General features: G+C 60.0%; 14 protein-coding genes. 11 read left to right on the top strand and 3 right to left on the bottom strand.

Going from position 1 to position 15385, the window contains the following annotated elements; genetic code table 11:
* Window positions 1-158 precede the first annotated feature (158 nt).
* From FBY01_RS20335 to FBY01_RS20320, 4 genes are all read left to right on the top strand, one after another.
* The gene (locus tag FBY01_RS20335; RefSeq protein ID WP_010457526.1) at window positions 159-2048 is read left to right on the top strand and encodes a methyl-accepting chemotaxis protein; all 1890 of its coding nucleotides are present in this window, start codon (window positions 159-161) and stop codon (window positions 2046-2048) included.
* Between the two features lie 194 nt (window positions 2049-2242).
* The gene (locus tag FBY01_RS20330) at window positions 2243-3364 is read left to right on the top strand and encodes a glycosyltransferase family 1 protein (RefSeq protein WP_010457528.1); all 1122 of its coding nucleotides are present in this window, start codon (window positions 2243-2245) and stop codon (window positions 3362-3364) included.
* The gene (locus tag FBY01_RS20325) at window positions 3357-4133 is read left to right on the top strand and encodes a DUF2334 domain-containing protein (RefSeq protein WP_145309213.1); all 777 of its coding nucleotides are present in this window, start codon (window positions 3357-3359) and stop codon (window positions 4131-4133) included. The genes FBY01_RS20330 and FBY01_RS20325 overlap by 8 nt, the downstream gene beginning before the upstream one ends.
* Window positions 4130-5125 carry a lysylphosphatidylglycerol synthase transmembrane domain-containing protein gene (locus tag FBY01_RS20320; protein WP_145309211.1) on the top strand — a complete coding sequence of 332 codons (996 nt, stop codon included), beginning with the start codon at window positions 4130-4132 and terminating at the stop codon, window positions 5123-5125. The genes FBY01_RS20325 and FBY01_RS20320 overlap by 4 nt, the downstream gene beginning before the upstream one ends.
* Here FBY01_RS20320 and FBY01_RS31590 read toward each other — a convergent pair.
* On the bottom strand, window positions 5112-5288 hold the full coding sequence (locus FBY01_RS31590; RefSeq protein ID WP_010457533.1) for a hypothetical protein: 177 nt from the start codon (window positions 5286-5288) through the stop codon (window positions 5112-5114). The two genes, FBY01_RS20320 and FBY01_RS31590, sit on opposite strands and share 14 nt — an antisense overlap.
* Before the next feature lie 86 nt (window positions 5289-5374).
* Window positions 5375-6223: a formyltetrahydrofolate deformylase gene (gene purU / locus FBY01_RS20315; RefSeq protein WP_010457535.1), complete on the bottom strand. Its 849-nt coding sequence runs from the start codon at window positions 6221-6223 to the stop codon at window positions 5375-5377.
* A gap of 340 nt (window positions 6224-6563) precedes the next feature.
* Here purU and mvaT point away from each other — a divergent pair, with 340 nt between their 5' ends.
* Window positions 6564-6941, top strand: coding sequence for a histone-like nucleoid-structuring protein MvaT (gene mvaT / locus FBY01_RS20310; RefSeq protein WP_007933316.1), 378 nt, complete (start codon window positions 6564-6566; stop codon window positions 6939-6941).
* Window positions 6942-7040: 99 nt separating this feature from the next.
* On the opposite strand, the gene sbcB is transcribed toward mvaT, so the two are convergent.
* Window positions 7041-8471: an exodeoxyribonuclease I gene (gene sbcB / locus FBY01_RS20305; RefSeq protein ID WP_010457539.1), complete on the bottom strand. Its 1431-nt coding sequence runs from the start codon at window positions 8469-8471 to the stop codon at window positions 7041-7043.
* Between the two features lie 182 nt (window positions 8472-8653).
* Here sbcB and FBY01_RS20300 point away from each other — a divergent pair, with 182 nt between their 5' ends.
* The 6 genes from FBY01_RS20300 to FBY01_RS20275 are packed head-to-tail and all read left to right on the top strand — an operon-like array spanning window position 8654 to window position 15370.
* Entirely contained in the window at window positions 8654-9379 is a 726-nt protein-coding gene (locus FBY01_RS20300; protein ID WP_010457542.1) for an RDD family protein, read from the top strand.
* On the top strand, window positions 9376-10353 hold the full coding sequence (locus FBY01_RS20295) for a stage II sporulation protein M (protein ID WP_145309209.1): 978 nt from the start codon (window positions 9376-9378) through the stop codon (window positions 10351-10353). The genes FBY01_RS20300 and FBY01_RS20295 overlap by 4 nt, the downstream gene beginning before the upstream one ends.
* On the top strand, window positions 10340-11884 hold the full coding sequence (locus tag FBY01_RS20290) for a DUF4129 domain-containing protein (RefSeq protein ID WP_145309207.1): 1545 nt from the start codon (window positions 10340-10342) through the stop codon (window positions 11882-11884). Before FBY01_RS20295 ends, FBY01_RS20290 begins: the two co-directional genes overlap by 14 nt.
* Window positions 11881-13044 (top strand): DUF4350 domain-containing protein, encoded by a 1164-nt coding sequence (locus FBY01_RS20285; RefSeq protein WP_145309205.1) that lies wholly within the window; start codon window positions 11881-11883, stop codon window positions 13042-13044. The genes FBY01_RS20290 and FBY01_RS20285 overlap by 4 nt, the downstream gene beginning before the upstream one ends.
* Entirely contained in the window at window positions 13041-14042 is a 1002-nt protein-coding gene (locus FBY01_RS20280) for a MoxR family ATPase (protein WP_010457549.1), read from the top strand. Before FBY01_RS20285 ends, FBY01_RS20280 begins: the two co-directional genes overlap by 4 nt.
* Window positions 14039-15370 carry a DUF58 domain-containing protein gene (locus FBY01_RS20275; protein ID WP_145309202.1) on the top strand — a complete coding sequence of 444 codons (1332 nt, stop codon included), beginning with the start codon at window positions 14039-14041 and terminating at the stop codon, window positions 15368-15370. The genes FBY01_RS20280 and FBY01_RS20275 overlap by 4 nt, the downstream gene beginning before the upstream one ends.
* Window positions 15371-15385 lie beyond the last annotated feature (15 nt).

The raw sequence follows: 15385 nt of genomic DNA, 5'->3' as shown, positions 1-15385 counted from the left end.
CACGGCCGATACAAATAGTTGTGAGACCAATCCGAAAATAGCGTCGGTAATTCCCTAAGGAGAGGATGGAAATATCAGCTTTTTTTCAACATTGCCCATTTTGCGTGCCTTTATAAAAGCACGCTCAGGACATTAAGACCTTAGCGGAACCCCAAGCCATGAACAAAAACCTGCGTTTCAGCCATAAAATCTTGCTTGCCGCCGCCCTCATCGTCATTGCCGCCTTCGCCTCGTTCACACTGTACAACGACTACCTGCAGCGCAACGCCATTCGCGAAGACCTGGACAATTACCTCAACGAGATGGGAGACGTCACCGCCAGCAACATCCAGACCTGGCTGACTGGCCGTATCCTGCTGATCGACAACCTCGCTCAAAACATAGCCGTCAATCCTGAACAGGCCAACGTCGCGAGTCTGCTTGAGCAGAAAGCCCTGACGTCGACTTTCATGGCGTCCTACCTGGGAGACTCCACCGGCAGCTTCACGATTCGTCCCGACGCCAAAATGCCTGCCGGTTTCGATCCGCGGGTGCGTCCTTGGTACAAAGGCGCCGAAAGCAGCAGCACGGCGACCGTGACCGAACCTTATATCGATGCGGCCACCGGCCAGACCATCATCTCCATCGCCACCGCCTCGAAAAAGGCCGGGCAAAGCGTGGGTGTGGTGGGCGGCGACTTGAGCCTGCAAACCCTGATCGACACCCTCAGCGCCCGTGATTTCGACGGCATGGGTTACGCCTTCCTGGTCAGCGCCGACGGCAAGATCCTGGTGCACCCGGACAAAGCCCTGGTGATGAAGTCCCTGAGCGAGGCGTACCCGAACAATACCCCGCGCATCAGCAGCGACTTCAGTGAAGTCGAAGTGGACGGCAAGACTCGCATCGTCACCTTCACAGCGATTAAAGGCCTGCCATCGGTCCACTGGTACATCGGCCTGTCGGTCGATAAAGACAAAGCCTTCTCGATGCTCAGCGAGTTCCGCGCCTCGGCGGTCGTCGCGACGATCATTGCCGTGGCGATCATCATCGCGTTGCTCGGCATGTTGATCCGCATCCTGATCCAGCCGCTACATGTCATGACCCGCGCCATGGAAGACATCGCCGACGGTGAAGGCGACCTGACCAAACGTCTGACCATCGTCAATAACGACGAATTCGGCGTTCTAGGCACAGCGTTCAACCGTTTCGTCGAACGCATTCACGGTTCGATCCGTGAAGTGTCCTCGGCCACCGGCCAGGTCAACGAAGTCGCGCTGCGTGTGGTCGCCGCGTCGAATTCGTCGATGTTCAACTCCGACCAGCAAGCCTCGCGCACCAGCAGCGTGGCCGCCGCGATCAACCAGCTCGGCGCCGCCGCTCAGGAAATCGCCCGCAACGCTGCCCAGGCGTCCAGCCAGGCCAGCGATGCCCGCAGCCTCGCCGAAGATGGCCAGCAAGTGGTGGATCGCAGCATCAAAGCGATGAATCAGCTGTCGAGCATGCTCAGCGCTTCGAGCACCAACATCGAATCGCTGAACAGCAAAACCGTGAACATCGGGCAGATTCTCGAAGTGATCACCAGCATCTCCCAGCAAACCAACCTGCTGGCGCTCAACGCAGCCATCGAAGCGGCCCGCGCCGGTGAAGCCGGGCGTGGTTTTGCCGTGGTGGCTGACGAAGTGCGCAACCTGGCGCACCGCACGCAGGAATCGGCGCAACAGGTGCAGACCATGATCGAAGAGCTGCAAGTCGGCGCCCGCGAATCCGTCAGCACCATGAGCGACAGCCAGCGCCACAGCCAGGACAGCGTGGAAATCGCCAACCTGGCGGGCGAGCGCTTGAACAGCGTGACGTTGCGTATTGGTGAGATTGACGGGATGAACCAGTCGGTGGCGACCGCGACCGAGGAACAGACGGCGGTGGTGGAGTCGATCAACGTCGACATTACCGAGATCAACACGCTGAATCAGGAAGGCGTGGAAAACCTGCAATCGACGTTGCGGGCGTGTTCGGACCTGGAGCAGCAGGCGGCGCGTCTTAAGCAGTTGGTGGGCAGTTTCCGTATTTGATGCGGCATTGAGGTCCTCTTCGCGGGCAAGCCTCGCTCCTACACGGATCAGCGTTAACGTGTAGGAGCGAGGCTTGCCCGCGAAGGCGTTTTGAAATACACCGCAAAAACCTCGCTGATCTGCGCGCCACAAAACCCCGACCGAACATCTATCCTTCATAAAGGTCAACCAAGGGAGAACAACGGACCGGAGGGATGCTCACTGTGCATATCGCGGACATCACCATGTTCTACGCCCCGGCCAGCGGTGGCGTGCGCACGTATCTGGATGCCAAGCACCGTCGCCTGAGCATCAAGCCAGGCATTCGCCACAGTTTGCTGATTCCAGGGGCACACCTGAGTGAGCATGACGGCGTCTATTCAGTTCCAGCCCCGGCCCTACCTTTCGGCAAGGGTTATCGTTTTCCTCTCCGCTTGGCGCCATGGCGAAATGTCCTGCATGATTTGCAGCCTGACCTGATCGAAGTCGGCGACCCTTACCTCACCGCATGGGCAGCTCTGGATGCGCGCCGGCAACTGGATGTGCCGGTGATCGGCTTTTATCACTCGGACCTGCCACTGCTGGTCAGCAATCGAATGGGCAATTGGGTGACCCCGAATGTCGAGGCCTATGTCCGCAAGCTGTATGGCAACTTCGACCGGGTGCTGGCACCGAGTCAGGTCATGGCCGACAAGTTGATCGGTCTTGGCGTGAAGAATGTGTTTGTACAGCCGTTGGGGGTCGACCTGCAAACGTTCAATCCCCAAGCAAGGGACAGCGGCTTGCGGGCCGAGTTAGGCATTGATGAAAACACCCATCTGCTGATTTTTGCCGGCCGTGGCTCCAAGGAAAAAAACCTGCCGGTCTTGCTCGGTTGCATGAAACGTCTGGGGCCTCGTTATCATTTGTTGCTAGTCGGTTCTTCCATGCCCGCTGTGGTGCCGGACAACGTGACTGTCGTCGATGAGTTCTGCCCGGCCACGCAAGTCGCGCGCTTGATGGCCAGCGCTGACGCGTTGCTGCATGCCGGCGATCAGGAAACCTTCGGCCTGGTGATCCTCGAAGCCATGGCCAGCGGTATTCCGGTGGTGGCGGTAGCCGCCGGGGCCTTTCAGGAAATCGTCACCGATCAATGCGGCTTGCTCTGCGCGCCGAACAATCCCCTGGCGATGGCCAATGCTGTTCGCGAGCTGTTCAGCCACGACAGCGCCGCCCTGGGCAAGCGCGCCCGCAGCCATGTCGAACAGCATTACGCCTGGGACACCGTGGTCGACAGCCTGCTGGGGCACTATCACGCAGTGCTCGGCAGCCAATGGCCGCTGACCGCCAATGGTTGAGCCCATGAGCCTGCCCAGCCTGGTACTCGTGCTGCATGACGTTGCGCCGCAGACCTGGGCCGATTACCAGCCTTTTGTCGAGGCTGTCGATGCCCTGGGCGAGGTGCCGATGACCTGGCTGGTGGTGCCGAACTTCCACAAGCACAACGACCTGGACGAGCATCCGGGATTTCGCCGATGGCTGACCAGCCGAATCGCCCGAGGTGACGAACTGGCATTGCACGGCTACTTTCATTGCGACGAAAGCCCTCCTCCCAGCAATCCCAGAGACTGGTTCATGCGCCGGATCTATACCCACGAAGGCGAGTTTTACAGCTTGTCGCAAGCCGCCGCCCTCGCCCGCCTGCGTGCCGGAATCGAAGTGTTCCATCGTTATCATTGGCCACTGGAAGGCTTCGTCGCCCCGGCGTGGTTGATGAGCGAAGGCACTCGGCAGGCGTTACGCCAGTTACCGCTGGGCTACACCAGCGATTCACAGCATCTCTATCGGCTGCCGGACTTCAAGGCCATCGATGCGCCGGGACTGGTCTGGAGTGCGCGCAGTGCCTGGCGCCGGGGGCTGTCGAAAATCATCAGCGACCAGCGTGAACAGCGCTGGCGGCACGCGCCGGTGATTCGTCTTGGACTGCACCCGGTGGACATGCGTCATGGATTTTCGCGCAACTATTGGCTGCAAACCCTCAAGCGCTTGCTCGATGAGGGGCGAGTGCCAATGACCAAGGCCCAGTGGCTCTCTTTTCACAGTGATCGTCTCGGTCGCGCCGCATGAGCCGGGGCATTCTGCTGTTTATCGCCCTGCTCGCCGCGGTGCTGATTCCATTGCTGCTGGGCGGCAACGAGACGTGGTCGCGGCTGCAAAATTTCCCCTTGAATGAATTGCTGATCATGTTCGGCATGATCTTGCTGTGCTGGGTGGTGAACACCCTGCGCTTGCGCCTGTTGCTGGGCGATCAGTGCGACAAGGTCGGCCGGGTGAAGAGTCTTGGCGTATTGATGGCCGCCGAGTTCGCCTACTGCGCCACCCCAGGCGGCAGCGGCGGCCCGCTGACCATCATGGCCCTACTGGCGCGCAATGGCGTGCGCCCGGCACGGGGCAGCGCGGTGTTCGCCATGGACCAACTCAGCGATCTGCTGTTTTTCCTCTGCGCGCTGAGCGGGATTCTGATTTATGCGTTGTTCCAGCACCTCAGCGAACGCCTGGAATGGCTGCTGATCGTCAGCGCCGTCTCCATGTTTGGCGGGTTGCTCAGTTGCGTGGTGGTGGCGCGCTACCATCGACTGCTGATTCGCCTGAGCGGGCGACTGCTCGTTCGCCTCAACGTCAAAGGCAGCACGCGCCTGCGCTGGGCACGCAAGCTCCTTCATTTCCTGGCAGCGTTCACTGACACGCTGAAGTTGCCCGTTATGACGTTGATCAAGGTGTTTGCCCTGACCTGCGTGCATTGGCTCCTGCGGTATAGCGTGCTGTATCTGGCGTTGCGCGGGCTCGGGGCCGACTTGCAGTGGGCCTGGTGCTTTCTGATCCAGATGCTTTCACTGAGTGCAGGGCAATTCAGCCTGCTGCCGGGCGGTGCGGGTGCGGCGGAGTTGACTTCAGCGGCGCTGTTGGCGCCCATGGTGGGGAAATCCACCGCCGCGGCGGCGATTCTGATCTGGCGGACGGTGACGTATTACTTCTACCTGGTAGTGGGCGGCCCGGTGTTTCTGCTGATGCTGGGGCGGCCGCTGCTGAAGAAACTGATGAAGTTCAAGCAGGCTTAGGCTTGTCTTCGGGTTGCTGCTGCAACTGCTCCCACAACTCGGCGGCACCGGGAAACTCCGTGCCGTCTTCAGGGCTCATCTCATCCGGGTCGTAGCGACTCAAACAGCCCTCCCCCAACGTGGCGGGGGCCTTGGAAGTGGCTTTGTCGAGTGGATCGGCCATGGTCATGTCCTCAGTGCAGAAACGGCGAAGGGCCTGAAGCGATTGAACGCCCAGGCCCTTCGAATTTCAACCGTGATGTGCGGCGATCAGAACACTACGGTCTTGTTGCCATGCACCAGCACCCGGTCTTCCAGGTGATAACGCAGACCGCGGGCCAGCACCATTTTCTCGACGTCACGGCCGAAACGCACCATGTCTTCAATGCTGTCGCTGTGGCTGACGCGCACCACGTCCTGCTCGATGATCGGACCGGCATCCAGCTCTTCGGTCACGTAGTGACACGTCGCACCGATCAACTTCACGCCACGCATCGAGGCCTGGTGATACGGCTTGGCGCCGACGAACGACGGCAGGAAGCTGTGGTGAATGTTGATGACCTTGTGCGCATATTCCCTGCACAACGCGGGCGGCAGGATTTGCATGTAACGGGCAAGTACCACCACTTCGGCATCGTGCTGTTTGACCAGGCGCGAGACTTCGGCGAAGGCCGGCTCTTTGTCCTGTGGATTGACCGGCACGTGGTAATAAGGAATGCCGTGCCACTCGACCATGCTGCGCAAGTCGTCGTGGTTGGAAATCACACAGGAAATTTCGCAATCCAGTTCATCACTGTGCCAGCGGTGCAGCAAGTCGGCCAGACAGTGGGACTCACGGCTGGCCATCAACACAACGCGCTTTTTCTGCGCGGTGTCGGTAATGCGCCAGTTCATCGAGAACTCTTCGGCAATGGGTGCAAACGCTTCGCGAAAGGCCTCAATACCGAAAGGCAGCGAGTCGGCACGTATTTCGTGACGCATGAAGAACCAGCCATTCTGATTGTCCGAGTGATGGCTCGCTTCAGTGATCCAGCCGTTATGTGACGCCAGAAAGTTACTGACTTTAGCAACGATGCCGACGCGGTCCGGGCAAGCAATCACCAGCCGAAAAGTGCGCATGAGGGGGAAACTCCAGAACTTCGCAAAGGCCGCCATTCTAGCGATTGCGCAGCAAAACTGCAGTATCGATGACACATTGACCTGCACGCGGGTCAGTGGAACAGATTCCGGCAGCCCCTCACCACCCGCGCGATGGTGTTCTTGTAGTCAATCTTCAAGCGCTCAATTGTGAATATCTGTGATGACTGCATCACACTTTTAACTCTGCGTTGAATTGACGCCCTATTCATCGCAACTAATTTAAATAAAAAGCCGGTTAAATGTTTACTTGATGAAACACCCTGACTATTATTGCGGCACTGTCACCCTGCCATCCAGCGCCCAACATAAGGTAGTCCTCATGTCCTTGATCAACGAATATCGCGCCACCGAAGAAGCTATCAAAGAGCTGCAAGCCCGTTTGAAGAACCTGTCCCAAGACGACAAACTGCAAACCGAGCTGGAATTCGAAGGCAAACTGCGCACCCTGATGGGCGAATACTCCAAGTCCCTGCGTGACATCATCGCGTTGCTGGACCCAGAGTCCAAGACCAAAGCACCACGTGGCGGCGCAGTAAAAACTACTGGCACCAAGCGTGCTCGCAAAGTTAAACAATACAAAAACCCGCACAACGGCGAAGTCATCGAAACCAAAGGTGGCAACCACAAGACTCTGAAAGAGTGGAAAGCCAAGTGGGGCGGTGACGTGGTTGAAGGCTGGGCTACCCTGCTGGGCTAAGCCCAATAGGTTGTCAAAGACTTATCCGTGACAAAAAATAACGCCAGCTGATGCTGGCGTTTTTTTATGCCCGGAATACAGCCCGGGCATTTTTCGTTTTCAAAGATTCAAACGTTTGCGTAATTCCTGGACATAATTCTGCCATTCACTCAGTACCTCTCGCTGAAACGTTGTAGCAGTAACGCTCAATTGGGCTGCGGCTTCTACGAAACTTTCAAGCGTATTGGGCGCCCCCCACTCCGGGGTCGACAAACGTTGCTGACAGAATGTTTGCCAGCGCTCTTGCTCCTCGGAATTCAACGTATCGGGGAAGTTGCGTGCGCGATAACGAAACAATAATTCAGGTAAACGTTCGTCATCGAAAGGCCATTGCTGTTGTGATAATTGGGCTGGGTCGGCGGCCCTGACTTGCTCACATAGACGACGATCCCGATCACCGATAAAACCATCGTATAACTGTTGTTCGGGGTCCCGGCTCGGAGTGAAATCTTCGCTGGCATAAATAGCCAACACTTTATCTCGCCAAACTTGTTGTGCGTCACTTAGCCGCAGTACGCGATCCTGATAAAGCGCCATGTCCAGCCCCAGGCGTTGCTGATCGTCAGGACGAAGTACCGACAGCGGCGCCACCACCGGGCACTTGTTGATATGAATGAGCTTGAGCGGCACCGGCAATTCGCCGTCGGCCAGGTCATCACGGCGGGTATACAGGCGCTGACGCAAGGTTTCTGCGTCCAGATCAAGCAACCCCTGGGGATCCAGATGCAGGTCACAGACAATCAGGGCGTTCTTGTTGCGTGGATGCCAGGCCAGTGGCAACACCACACCGACATAACTGCGAGCCGCCGAGAATCGTCCGGAAATGTGCACCATCGGCTGTAACAGCCGAATCTGATCCATCACCTTTTGTTTGCCGCGCAACTGGAACAACCAGTCATACAACTTCGGCTGCTTCTCGCGAATAAGCCGAGCCAGGGCGATGGTGGCGCGAACGTCCGACAGCGCCTCGTGGGCATTGCCGTGGTCAATGCCATTGGCGGCGGTCAGCCGTTCGAGTTTAAGCGTCACCCGCCCTTCATCATCGGTTGGCCAGACAAGGCCATCGGGGCGCAAGGCGTAGGCCGCACGTACCACATCAATCAGGTCCCAGCGGCTGTTGCCGCCCTGCCACTCGCGCGCATACGGGTCGAAAAAGTTTCGGTACAGGCTGTAACGGGTCATCTCGTCATCGAAGCGCAACGTGTTGTAACCCGCGCCGCAGGTCCCCGGTGCCGCCAGTTGAGCGTGCACCCGGGTCATGAAGTCGGCTTCGCTCAAACCGTGTTCGGCCAGCTGGCTGGGCGTAATACCGGTGATCGCGCAGGCTGCTGGATGCGGCAGGATGTCGTCGCTGGGCTGACAGAAGAGGTTGACCGGCTCGTCTATTTCATTGAGATCGAAGTCGGTGCGAATCCCCGCCACCTGGAGCGGGCGGTCGCATCGGGGATTGATGCCGGTGGTTTCGTAGTCGTACCAGAAGATCGAGGTCACGGGCTGTTCCTGAACTGAAGATCGGCAAAGTCTAGGCGTTCACATCCCGCCCCGGCCAGTAACTTGTCATTCAATCACTTCTGGTTTCGCAACGTGCAATACATAGTTATGTCGTTTCCCCCCGAGAGGCTGCTAGCATCGGACAGACATCGAATCCCGAACAGGCCACATCAAGGTTGCCCATGCTCGAGACCACAGCACTGCCAAGGAATGCGACGCTGCCCCCACCACTGGACACGCGGTATCAAGTCGAAACGCCCGAAGGCATCGACTTGCCACTGCGCCCGGCCGGGTTGATGGTTCGTGCGCTGGCGTTCTCCATCGACCTCGGGTTGCGCGGGCTGATACTCGGCGTGCTGTTTATCGTGTTGGCGTTTCTGGGAAAACTCGGTGCCGGGCTGGGCTCGATTCTGCTGTTCGGGGTCAGCTGGTGGTACATGGTGCTGTTCGAGGTCCTCAATCAGGGCCGTTCGCCGGGCAAACAATGGATGGGGTTGCGCGTGGTACATGACGACGGCACCCCGATCGGATGGTCCGCCTCGCTGTTGCGTAACCTGTTGCGATTCGTCGACCTGTTGCCGTTTGGCTACTTCCTCGGCGCCATCAGTTGCCTGCAACACCCCTCCTTCAAACGCCTCGGTGACCTGGCCGCCGGCACGCTGGTGATCTACCGCGAACAGCCATTGACCCGACCGCAACTGCCCGACGTCCAGCCTCGCCGCCCGGCCTTTGCCCTGACGCTACCCGAGCAACGTGCCGTCCTCGGGTTTGCCGAGCGCCAGGGCGAACTTTCCGAGGCGCGCAGCCATGAACTCGCGTCCATCCTTGCCCAACCCTTGCAGGTTCCCGCGCCACGCGCCGTGGCGGAGCTTAACGCCATCGCTCGTGGTTTGTTGGGGCCCGCATGAAGCAAAGCCTTTTCGAAAATCGCCACAAGGCCGAATGGGCGCGGTTTTCCCTGGTGCTCGAACAGCTGGAGCGCGGCAAGGACGCTTCCGGTATCGCCAGTTTCCCGAAAGACTATCGACGGCTCTGCCAACAACTGGCACTGGCTCAGGAACGGGGCTACAGCAGTTTCCTGATCGACTCGTTGCAGCAACAAGTGCTGCGCGGGCATCAACAGCTTTACCGGCATCGCAGTCGACTGGGCGCCAACATACTGAGCTTTATCCTTGCCGGCTTCCCGCGGCTGGTGCGCGAACAATGGCGCTTTGTGCTCGCCGCCAGCCTGATGTTTTTTGGCAGTCTGATCGGCTTCGCGCTGCTGGTGTATCTGTTCCCGGACCTGGTCTACAGCCTGATCCCGGCCGAGCAGGTCAGTGAGATGCAAAGCATGTACGACCCGGTCGCCGGCCATTTGGGCCGCTCGGCGGAACGCGCCGCCAGCGAAGACTGGGTGATGTTCGGTTACTACATCATGCACAACATCGGCATCGCCTTTCAGACCTTCGCCAGCGGGTTGCTGTTTGGTCTGGGCAGCGCATTTTTCCTGCTGTTCAATGGCTTGATGATCGGTGCGGTGGCGGGACACTTGACGCACATCGGTTTCGGCCAAACCTTCTGGTCCTTCGTGATTGGTCACGGCGCGTTCGAACTGAGCGCCATCGCGTTGGCCGGTGCCGCCGGCCTGCAACTGGGCTGGGCGTTGATCGCGCCGGGACGCCTGCCCCGCGCCGAAGCGTTGCGACTGGCAGCGCGCAAAAGCGTGTTGCTGATCTGCGGCGTCATGCTGTTTCTGCTGATTGCCGCCTTTATCGAAGCCTACTGGTCGTCGATGACCGCGCCGGCCCCCATGACCAAATACCTGGTCGGCGCGGCGCTCTGGTTGTTGGTGGCGACTTACTTGCTGTTTGCCGGACGGACCCGCCATGCGCCTGAGTGATGCCACGGTCGTCATCCGCCCGCGCAACTCCTGGGAAGCCATGGACCTGGGCGTGCTGCTGAGCCAGCGCCATCGACGGTTGCTGATGACCAGTTGGGCCATCATCACCTTGCCGATCTTCGCGCTGCTCAGCTTTTTCCTGTGGGATTCACCCTCCCTCGCCGTGTTCATCTTCTGGTGGTTGAAACCGGCATTCGAGCGCCTGCCGCTGTATATCCTGTCCAAAGCCATGTTCGGCGAAACGCCCACCTTGAAACAGGCGCTGCGCCAATGGCCGAACCTGCTCAAGCCACAACTGTTGGCCAGCCTGACCTGGCGACGCCTGAGCCTGAGCCGCAGCTTTCTGATGCCGGTGGTGCAACTCGAAGGCCTGGCGGGTGATGAACGACAGCAGCGCTTGCGGGTGTTGCTGCAGCGCAACGCCGGTGCAGCGCAGTGGTTGACGATCATTGGCGTGCACCTGGAAAGCGCGCTGTGGATTGGCCTGATGGTGCTGTTCTATATGTTCCTGCCACAGCAGGTTGAACTCGACTGGAGCTGGCAGACCTTGATCGACGTGGCCAGCCAGGACTGGCGCTGGCTGGAACACCTGACGAATTTCTTTTACGTGCTGGTGCTGATTGTCTGGGAGCCGATCTACGTGGCCTGCGGTTTCAGCCTTTATCTGAATCGACGCACGGTACTGGAAGCCTGGGATATCGAACTGGTGTTCCGCCGATTGCGCCAACGCCTCAGCACTACGGCGGTCACTCTGCTGCTGGCAGCGATAATGCTGGTGCCGACCACGCAAAACGTCTGGGCCGCCGAGCCGGTCATTACCCCGGACAGCCCACGTCTGCTGGACCAACCACTGACCAGCCAGGCCTCTAGGGACACCATCCAAACAATCCTCGATCAGCCCCCGTTCACGAACAAGGAAACGGTGACCCGCTATCGATTTGGCGAAGACAAACCCGACACCAAAACCCCTGACGACGGGAAAACACCCGAATGGCTGAAGGCTTTGGCCAGTCTGCTCGACAGCCAGCGTTTCGGCTTTATTGCCAACCTGATTGAAGTTCTGCTCTGGGCCGCCGTAATGAGCGCCATCGGCGTGTTGATCTGGCGTTACCGCGACTGGTTGCAGGCATTCGTCAGTCGTCGGCCGGTGTTGAACCGACGAGCCGCGCGTCCGTTACCGCAGCAAGCATTCGGCCTGGACCTGAGCCGCGAAACCCTGCCCGCCGACATTGCCGCCAGCGCTGAAAGTCTCTGGCAAACCAACCCGCGCGCGGCCCTCGGGTTGCTCTATCGCGCCCTGCTCAGCCATTTGTTGCACGACCACAACATGGCACTGAAACCCGCCGACACCGAAGGCGAGGTGCTGCAACGCGTCGAACAACTGCACCAACCGGCCTTGCTCGCTTTCAGCAAAACCTTGACCGGGCACTGGCAAAACATGGCCTACGGGCATCGATTGCCACCCGCGCATTTGCAACAGGAACTGTGTGACGGCTGGCGAACCTTGTTCGGCCCGGGAGCCGTCCGTTGAACCGGCGCTGGTGGCTTTCGGTCGGCGTGTTCATCACCGTACTGGTGGGCGCGCTGAGTGTTTATCTGTACCTGAAAGCCACGCCGTATCAGGCCGAAATCGATCACGGCCCCACGCCCGAAGCCCAGGCCAATCCCTATCTGGCCGCCGAGCATTTCCTGCGCAAACAGGGTCTGACCGTCGGCCATGCCAACAGTCTCGATGTGCTGCCCAGCCTCGATCCGCATCAGCACAGCCTGTTGTTGCTCGGTGATCGCTACAACATGACCCCACGCCAGATTGATCAAGTGATGAACTGGACCCGGGCCGGCGGGCGCCTGTTGTTTGTCGCCCAGTCGCTGTGGGATGAAAAGACCGGCCAGAGCAATGACCTGCTGCTCGATCGCGTGCAGGTGCATCAGTCGCTGAGCAAAGACCTCAAGGAGCCTCCACCGGACATCCTTGACGACCCGTTCCCCAAACTGACCAAGCTGTACCTGGAAGACGAGAACGCGCCGGCCTACGCCAGTTTCGATACGGCGTTCCACCTCGAAGACCCGAATAACCTCGCGCAAGCCTGGGCCAACAGTGGCAAGGCCACGCACATGATGCAGTTGAAACACGGGCTCGGCTCGATCATCGTCGTCACCGACGCCGACCTGTGGAAAACCCCGGCCATTGCCCAATACGACAATGCCTGGCTGCTCTGGTACCTGACCGCCGACACGCGCGTGACCCTGCTATTCAATACCGACCACGACAGTCTGCTGACCTTGCTGCTGCGCAACTTCCCTCAGGCGTTGATCGCCCTCATCGCTCTGATCGGTCTTGCGCTCTGGCATGTCGGGGTACGCCAGGGTCCGCTGCTGGCACCGGCGTCGAAAGGTCGCCGGCAACTTCAGGAACACCTGCGCGCCAGCGCAGATTTCATGCTGCGCCGCAGCGGTCAGCACAGCCTGTTGCAAGCCTTGCAGCAAGACATCCTGCGCCGTGTCCGCCACCGACACCCCGGCTTTGAACAACTCGGCGTCGCCGAACAATGGCTGGTGCTCGCGCGCCTGACCGGCCAGCCCACACGCGCCATCAGCCAGGCGATGAGCCCGCGACCGAAACAGCGGCTGTCCAGCGCTGAGTTCAGTCGACAGGTCGCCCACCTGCAAACCTTGAGGAACACGCTATGAGTCAACAGATCGAGCCCGGCAGCGCGACCCACGCCGCCCAGCAACGCCAGCGCGCCAGTCAGTTGGCCCAGGCCGTGCGCAATGAGTTGCAAAAAGCCGTGATCGGACAGAACAGCGTGATTGACGACGTTCTCACTGCACTGATCGCCGGCGGCCACGTGTTGCTCGAAGGTGTGCCGGGGTTGGGCAAAACACTGCTGGTACGTGCCCTCGCCCGCTGCTTCGGCGGCGAATTTGCGCGCATCCAGTTCACCCCGGACCTGATGCCCAGCGACGTCACCGGGCACGCGGTCTACGACCTGAACACAGAGCAGTTCAAACTGCGCAAGGGTCCGATATTCACTAACTTGCTGCTGGCTGACGAGATCAACCGTGCGCCGGCGAAAACCCAGGCCGCGTTACTTGAGGCCATGCAGGAACGCCAGGTCACTCTGGAAGGCCGCGCCTTGGCCATCGTGCAACCGTTCATGGTGCTCGCCACGCAAAACCCGATCGAACAGGAAGGCACGTATCCACTGCCCGAAGCTGAACTCGACCGCTTCATGCTCAAGGTGCGCATGGATTACCCCGACGCCGATCAAGAGCTGAACATGGTCCGCCAGGTCAGCCGCTCGACCCGCGCCGACATGCTCGACGTGCAACCGCTGCGCACCGTGCTGCAAGCCAAGGACGTGATGGCCTTGCAGCGCATCGCCAGCGACCTGCCGCTGGACGATCAGGTCCTCGATTACGCCGTGCGCCTGGCCCGCACTACTCGCACCTGGCCAGGCCTGACCCTCGGCGCCGGGCCACGCGCGTCCATTGCCCTGGTGCGTTGCGCCCGCGCCCGCGCGCTGCTGCGTGGCGGCGACTTCGTGATCCCGGATGACATCAAGGGTTGCGCCTTGTCGGTGCTGCGCCATCGCGTCCGGATCGCCCCCGAGTTCGACATCGAGGGGCTGGATGTCGATCAGGTGCTCAAGCAGTTGCTCGATCAAGTGCCGGCGCCGCGTCTGTGAAACCGTCGCGCCTGTTGCTGATCTGGCTCGCCATCTTGCTCGCCATCGGCATCGTGCTGGGCATGTTGCGGGCACTGGACATCGACATGCCCTCAACCCTGTTGTCGATCAACTGGGGATTGTTGCTGGCGCTGCTGGCCCTGGCCGTTCTCGACGCCGTTCGCCTCAAGCGTTTGCCCTCGCCACGCCTCCAACGCCAAATGCCCGGCAGCCTTGCACTCGGCCGTTGGAGCGAAGTGCGGCTGGAGGTCGAGCATGACTTTGATCAACCACTGAACATCCAGATCTTCGACCATGTTCCGGAAGGCCTGAGCTTCGAAAACCTCCCGCTGCTGGCAGCACTGCAACCCGGTCAACAGAGCCTTGTGGGCTATCGATTGCGCCCCCTCAAGCGCGGCCACTTCACCTTCGAACACTGCGAAATCAACCTGCCGAGTCCAATGGGCCTGTGGTCCGGCAAACGCCTGCTGAACGTGACCGACAGCACCCGCGTCTACCCCGACTTCGCCCGTCTCTATGGTGGTGAACTGCTGGCGGTGGACAACTGGCTCAGCCAGCTCGGCGTGCGCCAGCGCCAGCGTCGCGGCCTGGGCCTGGAATTCCATCAACTGCGCGAATTCCGTGAAGGCGACAGCCTGCGCCAGATCGACTGGAAAGCCACCGCCCGCCAACGTACACCGATCGCCCGTGAGTACCAGGACGAGCGCGACCAGCAAATCATCTTCATGCTCGATTGCGGCCGCCGGATGCGCAGCCAGGACGGCGAACTCGCCCATTTCGATCACGCACTCAATGCCTGCCTGTTGCTCAGCTACATCGCCCTGCGCCAGGGTGATGCCGTGGGCCTGAGCACGTTCGCCAGTGATCGCGCGCACTACCTCGCCCCGGTCAAAGGCACGGGGCAGCTCAATGTGTTGCTCAACACCGTCTATGACCTCGACAGCACCCAACGCCCCGCCGACTACCAGGCTGCCGCCACCCAGCTACTGGCCCGCCAGAAACGCCGGGCGCTGGTGGTGCTGGTCACCAACCTGCGTGACGAAGACGACGACGAACTGCTCACCGCCGTCAAACGCCTGAGCAAACTGCATCGGGTGCTGGTGGCGAGTCTGCGCGAAGACTTGCTCGACGATTTGCGGCACGCGCCAGTGCAAACCTTACCGGAGGCGCTGGCCTATTGCGGGACGGTGGACTACCTGAATGACCGGGCGCAACTCCATGAGCAGTTGAGTGCTCATGGAGTGCCGGTGGTGGATGCCCGGCCCTCAGAGTTGGGGGCCGGGTTGGTGACGCGGTACCTGGCATGGAAGAAAGCGGGATATCTATAAACGCCAAGCAATTAA

The sequence above is a fragment of the Pseudomonas sp. SJZ077 genome (assembly GCF_007993905.1).
Taxonomy (GTDB): Bacteria; Pseudomonadota; Gammaproteobacteria; order Pseudomonadales; family Pseudomonadaceae; genus Aquipseudomonas; species Aquipseudomonas mandelii.
This window is presented reverse-complemented; position numbering and strand designations above follow the sequence as displayed.